The 20,501-nt window shown below is 36.2% G+C and carries 14 protein-coding genes; 10 read left to right on the plus strand and 4 right to left on the minus strand.

Annotated elements, in window-relative coordinates; genetic code table 11:
- Window positions 1–13: 13 nt before the first annotated feature.
- The 6 genes from queA (at window position 14) to VHP32_00225 (ending at window position 6,635) form a co-directional block, all read left to right on the plus strand.
- Window positions 14–1,051, plus strand: coding sequence for a tRNA preQ1(34) S-adenosylmethionine ribosyltransferase-isomerase QueA (gene queA, locus VHP32_00200; protein ID HEX2786299.1), 1,038 nt, complete (start codon window positions 14–16; stop codon window positions 1,049–1,051).
- A gap of 13 nt (window positions 1,052–1,064) precedes the next feature.
- Window positions 1,065–1,781, plus strand: coding sequence for a hypothetical protein (locus VHP32_00205; GenBank protein ID HEX2786300.1), 717 nt, complete (start codon window positions 1,065–1,067; stop codon window positions 1,779–1,781).
- Window positions 1,778–2,473, plus strand: a complete 696-nt coding sequence (gene ispD, locus VHP32_00210) for a 2-C-methyl-D-erythritol 4-phosphate cytidylyltransferase (protein ID HEX2786301.1) — start codon at window positions 1,778–1,780, stop codon at window positions 2,471–2,473. The genes VHP32_00205 and ispD overlap by 4 nt, the downstream gene beginning before the upstream one ends.
- Window positions 2,474–2,522: 49 nt before the next feature.
- Window positions 2,523–3,539, plus strand: a complete 1,017-nt coding sequence (locus tag VHP32_00215) for an alpha/beta hydrolase-fold protein (protein ID HEX2786302.1) — start codon at window positions 2,523–2,525, stop codon at window positions 3,537–3,539.
- Window positions 3,540–3,722: 183 nt separating this feature from the next.
- Window positions 3,723–4,685: a N(4)-(beta-N-acetylglucosaminyl)-L-asparaginase gene (locus VHP32_00220; GenBank protein ID HEX2786303.1), complete on the plus strand. Its 963-nt coding sequence runs from the start codon at window positions 3,723–3,725 to the stop codon at window positions 4,683–4,685.
- 162 nt (window positions 4,686–4,847) lie between these two features.
- A complete protein-coding gene (locus VHP32_00225; protein ID HEX2786304.1) occupies window positions 4,848–6,635 on the plus strand; it encodes an amidohydrolase family protein in 1,788 nt (595 codons plus the stop codon).
- Window positions 6,636–6,714: 79 nt separating this feature from the next.
- Here VHP32_00225 and VHP32_00230 read toward each other — a convergent pair whose 3' ends face one another.
- The 3 genes from VHP32_00230 to VHP32_00240 form a co-directional block, all read right to left on the minus strand.
- Window positions 6,715–8,208: a T9SS type A sorting domain-containing protein gene (locus tag VHP32_00230; GenBank protein ID HEX2786305.1), complete on the minus strand. Its 1,494-nt coding sequence runs from the start codon at window positions 8,206–8,208 to the stop codon at window positions 6,715–6,717.
- A gap of 80 nt (window positions 8,209–8,288) precedes the next feature.
- A complete protein-coding gene (locus VHP32_00235; GenBank protein HEX2786306.1) occupies window positions 8,289–8,588 on the minus strand; it encodes a DUF971 domain-containing protein in 300 nt (99 codons plus the stop codon).
- Between the two features lie 6 nt (window positions 8,589–8,594).
- Window positions 8,595–9,875 (minus strand): MFS transporter, encoded by a 1,281-nt coding sequence (locus tag VHP32_00240; GenBank protein ID HEX2786307.1) that lies wholly within the window; start codon window positions 9,873–9,875, stop codon window positions 8,595–8,597.
- Window positions 9,876–10,021: 146 nt separating this feature from the next.
- Between VHP32_00240 and glgP the strand changes: the two genes are divergently transcribed.
- The 3 genes from glgP to VHP32_00255 all read left to right on the plus strand — a co-directional run bounded on the left by glgP (window position 10,022) and on the right by VHP32_00255 (window position 17,528).
- Complete coding sequence (gene glgP, locus VHP32_00245; GenBank protein HEX2786308.1) at window positions 10,022–12,130, plus strand: alpha-glucan family phosphorylase; 2,109 nt, start codon at window positions 10,022–10,024, stop codon at window positions 12,128–12,130.
- 176 nt (window positions 12,131–12,306) lie between these two features.
- Window positions 12,307–14,790: a T9SS type A sorting domain-containing protein gene (locus tag VHP32_00250; GenBank protein HEX2786309.1), complete on the plus strand. Its 2,484-nt coding sequence runs from the start codon at window positions 12,307–12,309 to the stop codon at window positions 14,788–14,790.
- Window positions 14,791–15,047: 257 nt separating this feature from the next.
- Window positions 15,048–17,528: a T9SS type A sorting domain-containing protein gene (locus tag VHP32_00255; GenBank protein HEX2786310.1), complete on the plus strand. Its 2,481-nt coding sequence runs from the start codon at window positions 15,048–15,050 to the stop codon at window positions 17,526–17,528.
- A 655-nt stretch (window positions 17,529–18,183) separates the two neighbouring features.
- Here the strand turns inward: VHP32_00255 and VHP32_00260 are convergent.
- Window positions 18,184–19,488 carry a YCF48-related protein gene (locus tag VHP32_00260; GenBank protein ID HEX2786311.1) on the minus strand — a complete coding sequence of 435 codons (1,305 nt, stop codon included), beginning with the start codon at window positions 19,486–19,488 and terminating at the stop codon, window positions 18,184–18,186.
- A 114-nt stretch (window positions 19,489–19,602) separates the two neighbouring features.
- On the opposite strand from VHP32_00260, the gene VHP32_00265 reads away from it, so the two are divergent.
- Window positions 19,603–20,493, plus strand: a complete 891-nt coding sequence (locus VHP32_00265; protein HEX2786312.1) for a cyanophycinase — start codon at window positions 19,603–19,605, stop codon at window positions 20,491–20,493.
- Window positions 20,494–20,501 lie beyond the last annotated feature (8 nt).

The raw sequence follows: 20,501 nt of genomic DNA on the forward strand, positions 1-20,501 counted from the left end.
TATAATTATAAAAATGAAGCTTTCTCAATTTAAGTATCCCATTCCTAAAAACTTAATCGCAAAAGTCCCTAAATCCCCAAGGGATGCATCGAAGTTAATGGTTCTTCACAAAGACACCGGTGAGGTCGAAGTAAAAAAATTCAAGAATATAGTTGATTATTTCAATGAAGGCGATGTTCTTGTCGTGAACGACTCGAAAGTTTTTCCTGCAAAGCTTATGGGAACAAAGGAAAAAACACGCGCTAAGATTGAAGTGTTTTTATTGAGACAGCTTTCTAAAGAAGAAAACATCTGGGACGTTGTTGTTGACCCTGCAAGAAAAGTCAGAATCGGCAACAGAATTTTCTTCACAAAAAATCTTTACTGCGAGGTAATCGATAATACAACATCTCGCGGAAGAATAGTCCGTTTTAATTATAATAAGGACGATTTCAAAAAATATATTGACAAGCTTGGCAAAATGCCGCTTCCTCATTACATAAAACGCGAAGCAACCGAGAAAGATAAAGATACTTTTCAGACTGTATATGCGAAACATGTTGGTTCTGTTGCAGCCCCTTCCTCAGGATTTAGCTTCACAAAAGAACTTTTAAGCGCCATTCATAAAAAAGGCGTGAAGATTGTTCCGATTACTTTGCACATCGGACTTGGAACATACCGTCTTGTTGAGGTTGAAGACCTTTCAAAGCACAGAATGGATTCTGAGTATTATGAAATTCCTAAAGAATCCTCCGATATAATCAATGTCGCAATAGACAAGAAGAAAAAAGTTGTTGCGGTAGGAACGTCTGTTGTTAAGGCGCTTGAGACAAGTGTCATAACAGGCAAGCACGTTCGTCCCGGGAAAGGATGGACCGACAAATTTATTCATCCGCCACAAACTGTAAGAGTAGTTGATAGATTAATCACAAATTTCCATCTGCCGCAAAGTACAATGCTTATGCTTGTGTGTTCATTCGCAGAGAGAGACCATGTAATGAAAGCATATAAAAAAGCAATCAAAGACAAGATGCGTTTTTATGATTACGGTGACATGATGCTTGTAGCTTAAACTTATAAAAAAATTGTTCGGCTGGCTGATAAATTTTTTTAAATCGCTTTTCGGCGGCGGCAGTAATGATAATGGGAATACTACTCCGGTTGACCCCGTTCCTCCGCAGCCGCCTGTTGAATCAACGAATAACACTCATAATTTTCCCGTGCTTGACCCCGTAAATCATAACAATTGGCAGATTCAATATCATGCTTCTCAGCAGCCCGGAGAATTTTTTCTTAATCCGCCTGCTCCTCCTTTCGGCTCACCATCAGCACCCGGCACAACTCACGCATCGCTTGTAACTTCAAACTTTACTCTCAAAGATTTTATTATCGAGATAACTGCAAAGACATTATCACAGCTTCGCCAGCCGAACCCAAATCCATTTGAAGTTTTCTGGATACTTTTTAATTATATGATTGCACCAAACGGAAAGAAAGAAGCAAATTATTTTATTCTGAAAACGAACGGAATTGAAATCGGAACTATGAAAGACGAACTCGGTCAAACTTTTTTATCAACAGAAAATGACCCTAAGCTTGCTCTTGGAATGGATACACGATATAAATTAATCAAACGCGGACAAAAATTATCGGTGTATATAAATAATAATCACGTTAAAGATTTTGATTATTCGGGAAATCATGCGAACAAACAATTATATAATCACAACGGAAAAATCGGACTATACTCCGAAGACTCGCAGGTGATTGTATCAACTTTTAATTATATGCCGCTCGTATGAAAAACATCGTCATCATACCTGCCGCGGGTTCCGGCTCACGGTTTGGAAGCAAAACCCCAAAACAATTCTTAAAGCTTCCTCCAAAAAACATTGAAGTAATTTCTTATACGATAAAAAAATTTCAAGAAATAAATTCCGTTAATGAAATTATCATTGCAACAAGCTCGGATAATTTCAAGAAGTTAAAAAAAATAATTTCAGATAATAAGTTTTCAAAAGTTTCGAGAATTGTCGAAGGCGGTGAAACAAGGCATCAATCTGGTTTTAATGCTTTGCTTTCACTGAAGTGCGGAAAAGATGACAGGATAATTATACACGATGCAGTCCGTCCTTTTATTACAAAGAAAAAAATAAAAGAATTAATTAAGCTTTCAATTAAATATCCTGAGCTTGTGCCGGGATTGAAAGTTAACGACACAATTAAAAAGATTGATGATAAAAATTTTATTAGCGAATCCCTTAAGCGTGAAAATATCTGGCGCATACAAACGCCGCAGATTTTCAGATATGAAATTTTAGTTAAGTCGTTCGAGCATGCTCACAAAACAAAATTCATTGGGACCGATGAATCCTCAATCGTAACCAACGCCGGCTATAAAGTGAAAATTGTCGAAGGCGAAATTTCCAACCTCAAAATTACCACTAAAGAAGATTTAAAAATTATTAACTTCAATAAGTTATTAATTTCTTAATTTTATCTTATTGTTAAATAATAAAAATTTCATAGCTTAATTGCTAAATATGAACGGGCAGATTATAATTGAATCGTTTGATTCCAAAATTCTCAAAGGCAATCCTCTCGGTGACCCGGCGTTAAGAAAGTTTCCGGTTTATCTTCCGCCGTCTTACGGCAAGTCTAATAAAAAATTTCCTGTAGCATATCTTCTCACGGGATTTACGGGCAGGGGAATGCAGTATCTTAATATTTCTTTTTTATCAGAGAATATGGAAGAACGTCTCAACAGACTGATTGCAGAAAAAACAATGGATGAAATGATCGTCGTTATGCCTGACTGCATAACAAAATACGGCGGCAGTCAATACATCAATTCAACCGCAACGGGAAATTATGAAAGTTATATAATAGATGAGCTTGTTCCTTATATCGATAATAAATATAACACGATTGCTGATTCGTCTAAACGGGCTGTTTGCGGTAAATCAAGCGGCGGATATGGCGCGGTTATTCTTGCGATGAAAAATCCTGATGTGTTCGGATTAATGTGTTCAACTGCAGGAGATATGGCTTTTGAATATTGCTATATGTTTGGGTTCCCTGAGTTTGTAATTGACATTGAACCATATGGCAAAGGCGACAAAGGAGTTGCGAATTTTATTAAGAACGAACTGAACTTTAAACAGCCGAAGCCGAAGTCATTTCATAATATCATTAACAACATCGGAATGGCGAGCTGTTATTCGCCCAACCCTAAAGGGTTCAAAACAAAAGGGTATAATTTTGATTTACCGTTTAATATTTTAACGGGAGAGCTTGATGAGCAAGTTTTTAACCGGTGGCTTGAACACGACCCTGTGAGATTGGTCGGCAAATATAAAGACAATTTGAAAAAACTTAAGCTCATTTATCTCGATGCGGGAAAGCGTGATGAGTTTGATTTGCATATCGGCGCAAGAATTTTTTGCGACAAGCTTAAGCAAAATAAAATAAAATACATTCACGAAGAATTTAATGATGGGCACATGAATATACCTTACCGCAATGACAGAACTTTTGAAATAATCTCGGAGCATCTTTGAGTTTGCCGCGAAGATGTTAAGATTCGAGCAAAAGCTTGTTAAGAAAAGAAATAACACAAAATCACGAAAGCACAAATTATATTAAATTAAAAATCAGTAAATTTTATTTTGTGATTTAGTGTTTTTGTGTTAAAAAATCTTATTATTAAAATCATAAATAAATCATATAAGTCAGCGTTGAAAATGATAGAACCTGTAGTAATATCAACCTGGAAACACGGGATAGCAGCTAACGAAGCGGCATATAAAATTTTAAAAGCCGGTGGCAACTCGCTTGATGCAGTAGAGCAGGGGGTTAAAGTTGCAGAAGACGACCCCGAAGTTTTGAGCGTCGGATACGGTGGATTGCCTGATGACAAAGGAATCGTAACGCTTGATGCGGCATTGATGGATTGGAAAGCAAGAATAGGTTCTGTGATTTTTGTTGAGAACATTAAAAACCCTATTTCACTTGCGCGTCTTGTGCTTGAAGATACAAACCATACGATACTTGCAGGCGACGGGGCTTATGAGTTCGCACTGAAAAAAGGATTTAAATCGGAAAATTTATTAACGGAAAATTCATTAAAGAAATATAACGATTGGAAGGCATCAGGTTCGGATAAACCTGAGGAAATGCATACCGATGATTTTAAATTAACGAAAGCGAAAACAGATTTAATAAATGAAGATGGTCATCACGATACAATCGGTATGGTTGCAATAGATAATGAAGGGCATGTATCGGCATCATGCACAACAAGCGGAATGGCATGGAAGCTTCACGGGAGAGTAGGTGACACACCCATTATCGGAGCAGGACTTTATGTGGATGGTGAAGTCGGCGGGGCAGCATCTACAGGCAGAGGCGAAGAATGTATCCGCGCCTGCGGAAGTTTTTTAATTGTGGAAATGATGCGTCTTGGTGTTTCACCCAAAGATGCGTGCAGGATTGCCTGTGAGCGTGTTTATAAATTAAATTTATTATCGGATAAAAACCGCGACCATATTTATCAGGTCGGATTTATTGCGCTTAACACAAAAGGTGAATGGGGAGCTTACAGTGTGCGTGAAGGATTTCAATATGCTGTTTATGAAAAAAATAAAAATGAACTTCATAACAGCAATTTTTATTTGAATGAAAAATTCGAAGTTACGGATTTATAATTTAACTTTGTAACGAGGCACAAAGACGCGAAGAAAATACTTGCCACGAATTAACACGAATTGCACTAAAAAATTTTTTATTTTGGCATAAAAGCACGAAGCCACGAAGAAAAAATTAAAGAAGACTTTGAGTCTTCGAGTCTTTGCGGCAAAAAAACTGAAATGGATAAATTCAAATTCATAAAAAACGCTTTGGTTCTAACCCTCGACAGCAAAAAGTCGGCGGGGTATTTTAACATTCTAATCAAGAATGATAAAATTGCCGAAGTATATTATAAAAATGAATTATCAGAAAATGTCCTACGAGAAAGATACCCTGACCTTGAAGTTTACGACTTCAAGAACAAAATAATAATGCCTGCCTTTTTTAATTCGTTTAAGAACTCCTCTTATAATTATGCTTACGTTTATTTAAGAAAGACAACTTACTCAACTCTTTCATCAAATATTTCTTTACGTCTTCTTGATAAATTTTTCTGTTCAAAGATTAATGAAATTTATCTTAAAGATTTATTCACGGTAAATTTTACTCAGGGATTGTTGAATGGCGAACTTATGGTTGCAGAATCATCGCCTTATGTAACCCGTGATTTTTACCGAACTTTTCTTGAAGAAAACGAAACCATACGCCAGTCGGTTATTTATACTTTATATGACACTTTTCTGATAAATCATTTCAAGACTGCAAAGAATTTCTTTCTGCTCGGGTTGAAAGCGGAGGAACGTTTAAATAATTATTCGTTAAGTTATCTCAGAAAAAACCTCAAAGAAGGCGAGAACAAATTACTTCTTGAAATTTTTAACACGGGCTATTATTCCGAAGAAGCAAAAAGAAATTTCAACAGGAGCTTAATAAAAATTCTGAATGAATACGGATTGCTTTCAAATAATTTAATTATAACCAACCCGTCTTATATTTATTTAACTGAAATTGAAAGATTATATAATGCGGGTGTTAATGTTATTTTCAGTCCGTCTGATTTTTTCAGAATTGCAGAACGCAACATTGAATTTGAGGAGCTTATAAAATCTAATATAAATATTTGCATAGGAACAGGATATCTGGGCAGAGGAGTTCTTGAGGAAATTAAAACACTTGCCGGTCTGCTTTTCAAAAGCGGATTTTCGTATGAAGGCTATCTTAGGATGGCAGTTTCCAATCCCGCGAAGATGTTTGGCTTAACAGACATAATCGGTAGCATTGAAAGAAATAAAATTGCTAATTTAACGGTTTTTGATGTCAATTCGTTAAATTCGATTTTGAATATTCCGGAAATTAAATCCGAAAGAATAGCGGAGTTTATTATAGAGAACCTGACTTCGGAAAATATTTCCGATGTTATTCACCGCGGCAAGTTGGAAGTCAATAATTATCTTGCGGTGTTTTCCGATATAGAATATACCAAGAGCAACTATAAAAAATTAATCGATATAATATATAAAGAAGGAAAATACTTGGAGTTCAAGGAAAAATATGTAATGCGTAAAAAAGTTGATGAGATTACAAAGAAACCCGATGAGATTTCCTCAATCTTATCAAATGAACGTTTTAATGTTGAAGTTGAGCCCAAGCAGGAAGATATTGACGCCGTCAGTGATTTTAAGATTATCGGCAAAAAATCGGGCGAGGTTATTGATACATTTGAAACCGAAAAAGAATTTGTATCCGATTTAAATATCGAAGACATAATTCTCAACGAAATCGGTTTTATCGGTGAAGGTTTGAATTTCAATATTCCGTCGCTTCTCAAAATACCCGATGCAAAATCCGAGATGCTCAAAACTTTGCGTCCTGCAACCGAAACCATAGCGGAAAATTATTCAACTGTTTCTGAAGCAGAAGCGGGAAAAAATATAAAACGTGAATCTGAAACAAAAACCGGAGAAAAAGAATCCGAAGATGTAGTGTTTAAGAAAGAAGTTTTGAGATTTGGATTTGACGAGGAGTAAAATATTTTCTTAAGACTATTAATAACAAAAATGCCCCTGAGAAGGGGCATTTTGTTTAATACAATGTCATTGAAAATGGTTATTTAATCAAAGTCATTCTTTTAACTTCGGTAAAGTCTCCTGAAATTAATTTATAGAAATAAACTCCTGAAGATAAATTAGCTGCATTAAAATCAACACTGTATGAACCCATGTTCATTTCGCTATTGACTAATGTAGCAATTTCTTTTCCCATTATATCATAAACTTTTAAGGATACATATTCTGATTTAGGAATACTGAAGTTAATTGTTGTTGACGGGTTGAACGGGTTAGGATAATTTTGCGACAATGAATAATTGTCAGCAATTGTATTATTATTTCTTATGCCGGTAATAGCATCATATCTGTCAAAATAAACTCTTCGTGTTCCTGAATTTAAAGCAACAAATACAACTCCGACATCTGCATTGCCTAATTCAATTGCACATGGCGTATAGCCTCTGGTAGAAAATACCGGAGGGTTTTGAGAAATAGTTGCAGGGGTCGGAAAGGTTGATGGAGTTGTAACCTGGCAGCCAACATACATTAACTTATCTGTTGCGCCAGCACTGTCTTTAACCCAGAATAAATCAAGACCGCGGAAAGAACCCGTAGGTGATATTCCTCCTGAGAACCAAAAATTATCAACATTTACATTTGCTGCTATGTCAATCGGAGCTCCAAAATTTGTTCCGTTATTAGTGCTTACGATACATTTTAAGGACATTCCCGGGGAAGTTCCTTCAGTGTAAACAATCCATACAACATTCAGATATTTAAAAGGATAATACTGCGAACGCGGTGTCCCTGCTGTTAAAACAGCTCCTGAAGGCGAAACAGTTGCCATTGTGCCAGGACCTGATTCTCTATATCCGAACCTGTTAATTACAGTCATATCATCACCTGCTCCTCTATAGGTTAATGATAAAGTATCGCCTGATGGAGACATAAACATATTTGGTTTCCAGGTACTTGATGAAACTAAACCTGCTCCGCTCCATGTAAAACCGCCGTCAACAGAACCAATTCTTCTCACCTGGTTAAAAGTATTTGACCAGAACAAGTATAAATTATTTGTTGACGATGAAACAACATCAAAGTGGCTAACATTTGTAGAATCGAATGCATCAAAGGAATTGTTTCCAACGTTAAATCTATAAATTGATCCTGCTATTCTGAAGAAGCAATATGTAGAATCTCCGGCTTTTAACATTTTCACCTGGTCTGCAATAAATGCAGGTTGAATGAATGTTCCGTGCTGAGTCCAGTTTGCACCTGAGTTTGTTGATTTATAAAAAACCAACCCTCTTCCGTCACTGATTGTAGTATCGTTTATTGCTACCCATATTGTTCCGTCATTGGCTTTAATGCCTCCGATAGGACCTTCAGGTTCATTATTAACAATCATTACATCATTTCCCCATAAAGGGTTATCCTGTGCAGGCACATTAATATCATGTGAAAATCCGACACTAACATCTTGTGCATTAGAAAAGTTGTGAGTTAAAAAAATGAAAGATAAAAAGATAAAAAATTTTGTAAAAATTGACATTTATAACCTCCAATTAGTTTAGAGTTAAATATAAGGTTAATTTTTTTTTCATTTAACAATAAAATAAATATATCAAATACTTATTTTATCAATTTTTCCAGCACATCCCACGAATAAATTCCGGTGTTGTGTCCGTCTTTCCAGGTGATTTGGATTGCGTAGTTACCGACAGGTTCAATCTTTTCTATTTCATAGAAACCTTGCGGTTTGAAAGGTGCTTTTATGGGTATGTAGTTATTAAAAATAACACTCTCGCCTTTGCAGTGAACGCAGGGACACTCATCACGAAGTTTTTGAAGTGATATTTCAGTTGTCTCTCCGCTATCCCATATGAGTTTTAAGAGGTCATTTGATTTTTGTATTTTTACAGGATATTCCATAATTAATTAGCTGTCTACTTTTTCCAATGCTTCATCGATTCGTTTCACATCATCCGTTCCGTTAGCTGCCGGAATTACTTTGTGTATGTCAGGGTCTTTTATTGGAGTTTTGTAATCAGTGAATTTAAAATATATATATAATGTATTAATGAGCATTATCGCTCCTGAAAACCAGAATATATGATGAAGATGGATTTTGAAAACTATTGCTGAACAAAGCAAAGGTCCAATCATATTCCCGAACAGAGTAAAGCTTGATGCAATTCCCATCATTCCACCTTTGCGGTCTTCGGGAGCGTTCTTGCTTATGTAAGAATAAAATACCGGCACAAGTCCGCCGACACAAAATCCTAAAAATGCTCTCACGGGATATAATAAATAAACGATCGGAACTAAATTGTGAAGAAAATATGCAGCCGATGCACATGACATTGCAACAAGAATATTTTTTTTATATCCTTTCCTGTCAACACGCTTTCCCCACCAGGGAGATGAGATGACGGTGAATATTCCTGTGATTCCGAAAATCGAACCTGTGATGGTTCCCATATAAGCAAAATCAATTTCAAACGTTTCAATGAATAATGCAAATATAGGCTGAGCAAGTGAAATTGAAATGGTTACAAGCGAAATTGAAGTTAATGCAAGAATTAATTTTTTATTTTTAAAAGCATACTCAACATTTTTAAATAAAGAAAATCCTGCGGGCTTAAATTCTCGGACAGGTTCTTTAACGTTAATCCATACCATGAATCCGCTTATAAGGCAAATTACCGATGTTATGAAGAAAACATTTCTGTGTGATGTGATGTCGGCAAGAAATCCTCCGATGAGAGGTCCGATTACAGTGCCTGCTGAAATTGATGTCTGCAAAATACCAATTGCATAACCGGATTTTTCTTTAGGTGTGCTTGCAGATACAAGCGCAAGTGATGCAGCGATAAAACCGCTTACACCGCCCTGAACCATTCTGAAGACTAAAAGCTGGTAGACATTTGCAGATAAGCCGATTAATAATTGAGAGATTGCAAGACCGAAACAAGCACGGAGAACCATCGGTTTTCTTCCATATTTATCACCGACAGAACCCCAGATTGGAGTGAAGATAAAGGAAAGTATGAACGGTGCTGCGAATACAAGCCCGCTCCAATGTTCGACCTCTTTCGGGTCGGTTACGCCTAATTCTCTGACATAGAAGGGGAGGAAAGGGATTACCATACTCATTCCAATCATAGCAAAGAACTGCGCAAACCAAATACTATATAGATTCTTACGCCAAAACTCCATTTCAATGTAAAATACTCAATTCTATGATTAGTATAAATTCATTTGATTTTACACTAAACCAAACAAAATTAAAAATTTTGCAATAGAAATATTGTTTTATAAATTTTAATTTGAAAATTCCCTTTTTTGAAATAATTTTATTCTGAATGCAAGAAATAATAAATCAATTACGCGAGCTTTCTTTTAATCTTTACTGGTCATGGACAAACGATTTTTATGAAATTTTTGAGGAAATAAATAAAGATACATGGATTTGGTCTCAGAAAAATCCGGTTAAGTTTCTTGAAGTAATTAACCATCAGTATCTTTTCGACATGGTTGAGAAAAGAAACTTAAACGAAAAAATCACAAGCGTATATGTTAATTATAAAAAATATTTATCGGAGAAAAAATATTACGATGCAATTTTAGAAGTAAACAATAAACCTAAAGATAATTCACCCCAGATTTGTTATTTGTCGGCAGAATTCGGAATCACAAAATGTTTAAAATTTTATTCCGGCGGTCTGGGTGTTCTTTCGGGAGACCATCTCAAATCATCAGCAGACCTCGGCTTGCCTCTTGTTGCTGTTGGTCTTGGATATCTTTACGGATACTTTACTCAGTTCATAACAGATAAAGGCGTTCAATCGGAGCTTTATGAAAAAAGTGATTTCCACAGAATGCCGATGAATCTTTTGACGGATGACCATTATAAACCAGTTAAAGTTTCAATCGAACTTCCCGGTAGAATAGTAAAAGCTCAGGTCTGGGTTGTGAAGCTTGGAAATGTAAAGCTTTATCTTCTCGATACCTTTGTAGATGAGAACATGGTTGACGACAAAAGAATAACGGATATACTTTACGGCGGCAACATCGAAAAAAGAATTCAACAGGAAATTCTGCTTGGCATTGGAGGTAAGCGGTTGATGAATATGCTGGGGTATGACATAAAAACGTATCACATGAATGAGGGGCATTCGGCGTTTCTATGCTTTGAAAGAATTAAAACGACGATGCAAAAAAATAATGTTTCGTTTGCTGAAGCAAAGAAGATTTGTTATGAATCAAATATTTTTACAACGCATACCCCGGTTCCTGCGGGTATAGATATTTTCACGCGAGAAATGATGGAGCTTTATTTTAAGGATTATGCGGAGAAGCAGCTGAAAATTTCTTTTGATGAGCTTTTCTATGAAGGAGATTTAATCAGGAATGATGAAGATAATGATAAATTCAACATGGCTTATCTTGCGATTAATAATTCAAAATATGTGAACGGCGTAAGCAAACTTCACGGCGAAGTATCGCGTAAAATGTGGGATTTACCAAAAGACAGAACACAAATAAAAAGCATAACCAACGGCATCCATACTCTATCATTCATTTCAAAAACTTCCGAGAGCTTGTATGAAAAATATTATGGACATGACTGGCTTAAGAAAGAAAAAATATGGGAAGCTATCAGCAATCTTTCTGATACTGACATCTGGAGAATGAGAAGGCGCAACAGATTAGAGCTTATAAAATTTGTCAGGAATAAAACTTATGATATACTTGTGAGCAAAGGAGAATACGACGAGTACTCTACGGATTTATCGGATATACTGAATGAAAACGCTCTGACAATCGGGTTCGCGAGAAGATTTGCTACATATAAAAGAGGGACACTTATTTTCAAAGACCTTGAGCGGTTGAAAAAAATAATTTCAAACGAATCTATGCCTGTTCAGTTTGTTTTTTCAGGCAAAGCTCATCCCAAAGATATGGAAGGAAAATATTTTATCGAAGAAATCATATCTTTTACCCAGCAGGAAGAATTTAAAAACAAAATAATTTTCTTAGAAAATTACGAACTTGATGTTGCAAAAAAACTTGTTCACGGCTGTGACCTATGGCTCAACAATCCGCGTCGTCCTCACGAAGCGTCGGGAACAAGCGGAATGAAAGTCATTCCTAACGGCGGATTGAACTTCAGCATACTTGACGGATGGTGGGCTGAGGCATACTCACCTGATTATGGCTGGAAAATTGACAGTGTTTCCGAATCTGAAAATCTAACGCAGGAAGAAAAAGACTGGGTTGAAGTTAACTCAATGTATTCTGTTCTCGAAAATGAAATTATCCCAACATTTTATTTGCGAAATGAAAAGAACATCCCTGTCCAATGGATTTCAAAAATAAAAAATTCAATGAGAGACCTTGCAGGATATTTCAACACCGGCAGAATGGTGAGAGAATACTTTGAGGAGTTCTATAGCAAATCTCTTCTTTGATTACAGAATATTGATTTCGTATTTCAGATTTTAAATATTACATTTATTCATTACGCATTACATATTGCTAAGTATATTACTAATTGCAAATTGCTCATTGCAAATTGTTAATTGTTTAAGTATGTTATTTTTGACAAGTGAACATTCATCTTTATAATTAAAAACAAGCATTTCAAATGAAAATTTTATACCCTCTTTTAATAACATTAATAATAACGCTGTCCATAACAATATATTCACCGGTATTAATCGCCCAGACTGATGATTCAAATTTGAAGTCTGTTGTGAAGCTGCCCGAAGGATATAGTCCTACAATAATGGATTTTATAGATGACCCTGTAACAATCGACGGGTATGATAATTTTAATTTAGGAACCGATTTTGGTGAACCATATATCGCAACAAATCCCAAAGACCCTAAAAACAGCATTTGCGCATTCAACATAAACAGCATTTATTATACAATTAATGGCACCGATTGGATAAGAACTCTTGCAACATTTCCGGGATTCAGTGTCCTTGGTGACCCGGTGCTTGCATTTGATTCGCTCGGAGTTTGTTATTATGTTCAGTTATACCAAAACGGAGGAACTTATGGGATTTGTGTTATGAAATCATTTGATAAAGGAGCAACATGGACAAACTCAGTCAGCGCATTTTCAACAACGGTGGGATTGGCAGATAAAGAATGGATTTATGCAGATTATACGGGAGGACCTTTTTCTAATAATGTATACATCGGATGGAGGCAGTTTGGGTCAACAGGTATGAGATTCGTGAGAAGCACAAACGGAGGAACAAGCTGGTCTTCACCTTTAACTTTTACCGGAAATCAAGGCGCATATGTTTGCGTAGGACCTAACGGTAGTGTTCAGGGCGGCTCGGTTTATTTCGCTTCATTAAATTCAAACTCGATTTTAGTAACAAGGTCAACTGACGGAGGCGTTACTTTTGGCACACAAATAAATGCAACAGGAACATTTGCTCCCGGAGGAACACCATGCGCAGGAAGACAAACCGTAAAAGGATGCATAAGAATGGATTCATTTCCGAGAATGGCTGCTGACAATAGCTACACGGCTTCAAGAGGAAATGCATATATTGTAACGGTTATAAATCCTGAAGGTCCCGACATTGCTGATATTTACTTATACAGGTCAACGAACAACGGACTGAATTGGAGTACGGGACTGAGAGTAAATGATGATAATACAACGACAGACCAGTGGCTTCCGGCAGTAACGGTTGATAAAAAAACAGGAAAAGTTTTTGTATGCTGGTATGATTCGCGAATTGACCCTGTGAATAACAAGCGCACTCTTATATACGGAGCAGTTTCAACAAACGGAGGTGTTTCGTTTTTATCTAATGACCCCATATCAAATAAGGACTTTGACCCTGATAGTATGAGAGTCGTTCAGCCCGGCTCGCATTATTATATTGGTGATTACATTGGAAATTCTCCGATTGAAAATACTTCTTACAACGTTTGGATGGATGGAAGAAACAGAAATCTCGGAAGCTACACGGGATATTATCCTGACTATGCTGTAATTGCAAACACTTCATCCATGAATGTTTCCACCGGTGAGACAAGAACAGTTACAGTCAAAGTTCCTTCAAAAAAGGGTCCTTTCAATGAAACCGTAAAATTTACTGCTACGCTTGATACTCTTCCGTCTTCAGGAACTATAGGGCTTTCTTTTGTAAATAATAAAGATTCGGTTACAACAATACCCGATTCTGTCAGATTAAATATTTCAGTTAACGGAAGTGTTCCCGCAAAAAAATATACAGTTATAATTTTTGCAAGAGGTGTCAATGGAACACCTTCACACTCAAGAAAAGTTGAACTTCTTGTAAATGCATCGCGGTTAACCGTTGCAACAAACAGGTCAACAATCGTTCCTTATCAAGTAAACGGTAATAGTTACACAACCCCGCAAGAATTTATTTTCGCAAACGGCTCTAATATTAATCTGAATGCACCTTTATCATTTTTAGCAGGTTCAGGAAATTATGTGTTTTTAAATTGGTCAAATAGCGGAACGGCTAATCAGAATATTACTATTAATGGAAATACTGATTTGTTTGCATCATATAAAATTCAATACAAGCTGCTCGTTAACTCAACCTATGGATTTGTAACAGGAAATAATCAATATTTTGACTCAGCATCAAACGCAACTTTTACTGTAACTCAGAGAGTAATTAATGTTGGTGGAACGAATTATTATTTCAGAGGATGGACGGGCGGTGGTCCGGGGTCATATACAAGCGCAGACAGTCTCGGTCGCGACACTATTGTAAATCATCCTATATTTAATCCGTATGTTGAAACTGCAAGATGGTCAACAGAACCGGCAGGAGTCATAGCCATAAGCTCCGAAATACCGGTTGAGTACAGCTTATATCAAAATTATCCGAATCCATTCAATCCACAGACAAAAATAAGATTCGATATTATAAAAACGGGAAATGTAAGAATTATATTATATGATATAACAGGAAAAGAAGTTAGAACGGTTATAAATGAATCAAAGCAACCGGGAAAATATGAAACAATTTTTGATGCCTCAGGTCTTGCAAGCGGAATTTACTATTATAAGATAATATCCAACGGCTTTGTAGATGTCAAAAAAATGATATTTATAAAATGATTATTCATAGAATTTTATAAAATTTACTATAGTTTTCAAAGAGATAAAAGTATACTCTTTTTGAAATAAGTTTATTAAATTATATACTTAATATTTAACTGATTGAGCTTTTACATCTGAAGTAAAAATATGTTTATTATTAGGATTTAAGCAAATAACAGGTTTCCCCGTATATCCCTAATCAATTTTAATTTAATAAATAAATACATAAATTTGAGTAATTAATAATTTTACTTATTTAACCTAAACATTTACAAATGAAGAAAATCATTCTTTTCTTAATTATCCTTGGCGGGGTAGTTTCAATCGGTTTGCGTGACCAGCTCGGCGGTTGGGATGATGACCCAAATCTCGATCAGATTCCTGCTAAATACAGGGAGCATGCTCAAAATTATATTCAGGATTTTCCGGCTGCGGTTGTTATAACAGACACATCGGGCTATGATGAATATCATCTTGGGAATGCATTTGCCGAGCCGCATATGTCAATAAACCCGCAAGACCCCAAACAAATTTTTGCCGCATATAATACTAATGTTACTTACAGAACTCTCGATGGAATTAATTGGGAATCTGTAACTCCGAATATTCCAAGCGCTGCAGGAGACCCTGTAACTGCGTTTGACAGCTTGGGAAGATTGTATTATGACAATATGTATGCTCCCGGTGGAAATATAACCGGAACCAAGCTTGCATATTCGGATAATGTCGGAACTCAATGGTTAGGAATTGTTGATGCGAACCTTGGTAATGATAAAAACTGGATTGCTGCTGACCAGAGCGCAGGTCCATATTCAAACCACGTATATGGAGTAATGACCCCCGGAAATATTGCCCGTTCGACAAACCGTGGGCAAAGTTTCAGCATAGTTGGAGGATTCACAAATCAACTTCCCGGTATGATGGTTGCAGTTGGTCCAAACGGAAATATTCAAGGAGGAACGGTTCATATAGTTACAGGAACAGGAAGTTCTATTACACCAACCTGGGCATTTCATAAATCAAATGATGGCGGTGCCTCATTTACAACAGTTGGCGTGCATAGTTATGCAAACGGTGTGGGTGATTATATCGGAAACCGAAACAGCGTTCAAAATATGAGAACAAGACCATATCCTTTCATAGCTGCTGATAATAGTTATGGTCCTTATAGAGGAAGATTTTATATGATTTATGCATCGAATGACCCTCCGGGTCCGGGTAATAAACCTGATATATGGTGCAGATATTCCACAGACCAAGGTGTTAGCTGGTCTAATCCTCCTGTAAGAGTAAACGATAACCCTAATCCGACCACAAGCAATGAATGGTTTCCTTCAATATGGTGCGATAAAAATAACGGTCGTTTATATGTAAAATGGCTCGATACAAGAGATTGTCCTACATCCGATAGTGCATTGGTTTATGGTTCATATTCAACAAACGGCGGACAAACTTTTGTAACTAACCAAAGAATTTCAAGTAAAAAGTTCAGAATCAACTGCACTACTTGCGGCGGCGGCGGAACACCTGCATATCTTGGTGACTATGATGCAATGATGTCGGTCGGCGGTTCAGCGGGAATTACCTGGACTGATTTCAGATTCGGTAATTTTGCTTCATTTTTCGCTTATTTCCCTGATTATGCTGTTAAAACAAGTGCGACTTCAGTCGGAATACCTCTCGGCGGAAACGGTAACGTTGTTGTATCTGTTCCTTCAGCTAAACTTTATTCTGATAACGTAACTTTCACTGCAGCTCTTCAAACACCTCCAACTACCGGCACAATTTCTTTAACGTGGCAGGGAGGCAATAATACTGTTACATCAATTCCGGGACAAGTTACTCTTAATATTGCTGCAACTGCAAATGTTCCGGCAGGTTCATATACCGTTCACATAGACGGAAGAGGACCCGGAGGAATTCCTGCGCATAGAAGAACCGTAACAGTTCTAATAAACTCTTCGGTATTGAAAATAGCAACTAACAGACCCGGGGTAATAAATTATACAGTAAACGGAACTTCTTATAATCAGCCGCAGGAATTTATATTTCCGAACGGAACGAATGTCAATATTTCTACTCCTGCGGATTTTACAACACCTTCATCAAAATATACCTTCCTTAACTGGTCGAATGGTGGAAACGCAACACAAACCGTTACACTCAACAGTGATTTAAACCTTGTTGCTACATATAAAGTAGGATATAAACTTCTTGTAACATCTACTTATGGAACTGTAACAAATCACAATCAGTTTTTTGATTCAGGTGGTGTGGCATGGTGGTGCGTTACTCCGAGGGTTGTAAATGTAAGCGGACAAAATTGGTATTTCAAAGGATGGAACGGTTCCGGTCCTAATTCATTTACAAGTCCCGATAGCTCCGGCAGAGATACCTGTACAGGTGTAGACCATATGCTTAACTCATTTGTTGAGATAGCCAGATGGTCAACCGAGCCGCATGCCATTCATAACATTAGTTCGGAAGTTCCTTCTGAATATAAGCTTCATCAGAATTATCCGAATCCTTTTAACCCGGTTACAAGGATTAAATTCGATATTATAAAATCAGGTAATGTTAAAATTGTAGTCTATGACCTGCTTGGAAAGGAGGTGGCGGTTCTCGCCAATGAGTTCCTGCCTATAGGAAGGTATGAAGCTGACTTCGATGCTTCGCATCTTGCAAGCGGAATTTATTACTATAAAATAACAACACAGGATTTCGTATCAGTTCGGAAAATGATGCTGTTGAAATAAATTAGTTTATAAAGTACTTAAAGTTTGTAATGCTGTAAAGTTAAAGCCCCGACATGTCGGGGCTTTTTTATTTCTCCCAACAAAGCGAGTTACTCCATTCTATCCCGACAAAGGGTCGGGACCTCACTTCGTTCCGTTTTTTAGCTACAGAGTTCAGAGAGAAAAATAAAATCATTCCGATAAAGCCATGAAGAACGCAAAGAAGTACAAAGGAAACTAAGCCACGAATTAACACGAATGCCACGAAATCAACACCCCCGCCGCTTCGCGGCACCATTCTTCAAAAGGAGGATTTTCCATTCTATTTTTTTATTCTATTCATTCTATTTTTTCTTCAAATGATTGAGTTTTGATTTGCATTTGCAGAATTTTCTGAAATTCATTCTATTATAGAATGGATGTTTTGATTTTAATTTAGTTTTGAAGAATTTTCATTCTATTTTTCATTCTATTTTTTTTGTAAGTCACAAAGAACACAAAGAAGCACAAAGAAAACTGAAGGAGCATGAATTAATACGAATTACCGAAAATCACTTAATGAAATTTATTTATAAAAGATTTTTTATATGAGGATAATCGGGTTGGAATGGGGAGAGTAATACGAATTATTTAAGCAATAACCCCGACAGGTCGGGACTTCTGATAAAATAATAAATTATTTTATCAGTAGCATCTTTTTAGTTTCTTTAAAATTATCTGTTATGAGAGTATAGTAATATACACCACTTGATAAATTATTTGCGTTAAACTGAACTTCATAAGTCCCTGCCGATAATTTTCCATTAAATGCTTCGAAAATAAATTCTCCTATAGAATTATAAATTAGTAGCTTTACGTTTGTCGTTTGTCGTTTGACCGAAAATCTAATTTTCGTATTGGGATTAAACGGATTAGGATAATTCTGAAACAGTTTATATTCACTGGGCATTTCATTTCCTATTTGTTCAATTGCTGAAAGTCCACCACCATCGGTCGTGTGAACAATTTGACTTCCTGCAGACCATCCCTTATTACTATCTATAAATTGTATTTTAGTATAACCAGCTTTAGGTGTTGTTTGCACAAACCAATTTTCGCCTCCATCGGTAGTATGTAAAATTTTTGCAAAACCGCATGCTATCCAACCTTTGAGACTATCAACAAAGTAAACATCATTATTACCCGAACCTGTAGGTGTAGGATCAATTTGAGTAACCCAATTCTGACCCCCATTTGTTGTTTTAAAAATACCATTTAATTGATTTGAACTAGTATTAGCAAGCCAACCGATATTTTTATTTATAAAATACATATTATTTATTCCAGTAGGAAATGAGACCTGTTGTATCCAATTTTGTCCGCTGTTGGTTGTTTTAAATAATCGTATATTTTGACATACAGACCATCCTGTATCATTATTAATAAAAAAAAGTCTAGATGGTCTGAAGCTTACACCTAATTGAAGTTGCCAGTTTATTCCACCATTTGTTGTTTTATAGACTCCTCCATCAAATAAGTCATCACTGCATACCCAACCGGTATCAACAGTGGTAAAAAATAAATCTGTCAAAGGATAAGCAGATAACCCCGTAACATTAAACCAATTTATTCCTCCATCTGTGGTTTTAATTATTACTCCGGGTGGAGCTGAACCCACCGAATAACCCGTATTTTCATTAATTAACTGCAATGCTGTAAGATAATATTTGTTTTGATATTGAATACTCCAATTGTTTCCTCCATTTGAAGTATAAAAAATATATGCTGAATCATTTGTATTTTTTCTTGCTGTAGCCCATCCTTTTAATGAGTCTATAAAATATATATCAGTTATTAGTACATCAGTTCTTGGTAAAGTTTGCTGATACCATCCGGGAGGAATAGATTGAAATGTGAATGCGAAAAAAAGAAGTATGGTTGCAGGGTATAATATCCCGCCAAGGCGAGACTTCGTTAAGCTCAGTTTTCTTAGTTTGTTCACCTTATCCGTACTTGAATAAATTTAAGAAAAGGATAAATAATTACAAAGGGAATAAGAATTTAAGAATGATATAAAAATGTAATTTTTTTGAGAATATATGTGTTAAAGTCATATATGAGAGCAAGTTCCGAAAAGGTTTTAAAAGAAACCGGTAAAATAAAGAAATCACGTAAGAAGAAAGGAACTCTGATTGTAATCGGCGGACATGAAGACAAAACCAATCAGGGTATTATATTAAAAATAATCGCTAAGAAAATCGGTTCGGGAAAGCTTGTGGTATTACCTTTTGGAAGTGAGTATCCTGATGAAATGATAGATATTTATAAAAAAGCATTCAGGAGAGCAGGAATAAAACATCTGAGTTTTATTAATATTATGAACAGGAAAGATTCGAGAGAAATTGCAAAATTAAAAGTTTTAAAAAATGCAAGCGGAGTTTTTTTTACGGGAGGCGACCAGCACAAGATAAATTCATTAATTGCTTATACTCCTTTTTGCGATGCAGTGAAGATGATTTACGAAAAAGGCGGATTAGTTGCAGGAACATCGGCAGGAGCTTCGGCATTATCCCAGACAATGATTGTTTATCCGCAGCATAAGCACGAAGTTGAAGACATTGACCATAATGAGTTTGATATGGCGCCCGGACTCGGCTTATTGCCCGATGATATACTTATCGACCAGCATTTTTCGCAAAGAAGCCGTTTCGGAAGATTGTTGAGCGCAGTAGCAAGAAACCCGCGTCTTCTTGGGGTGGGTCTTGATGAGAACACTGCGATAATGATAGAGCACGGCAACAAATTTAAAGTAATAGGAAACGGACTTGTATATGTTTTTGACGGCTCATGCATAACGTTCATGGATTTAAGAGATACGGCGTATTATATGAATGTTCACATAATGTCTCAGGGATATAGTTTCGATATGAAAAACAGAAAACCCATTATACCTAAGAAAAAAATATCCAGCCCCGAATATGCAGAAGAAAAAATAACTGATAATTAAAATTGAGA

Source organism: Ignavibacteria bacterium (genome assembly GCA_036262055.1).
GTDB lineage: Bacteria > Bacteroidota > Ignavibacteria > Tepidaquicellales > Tepidaquicellaceae > DATAJP01.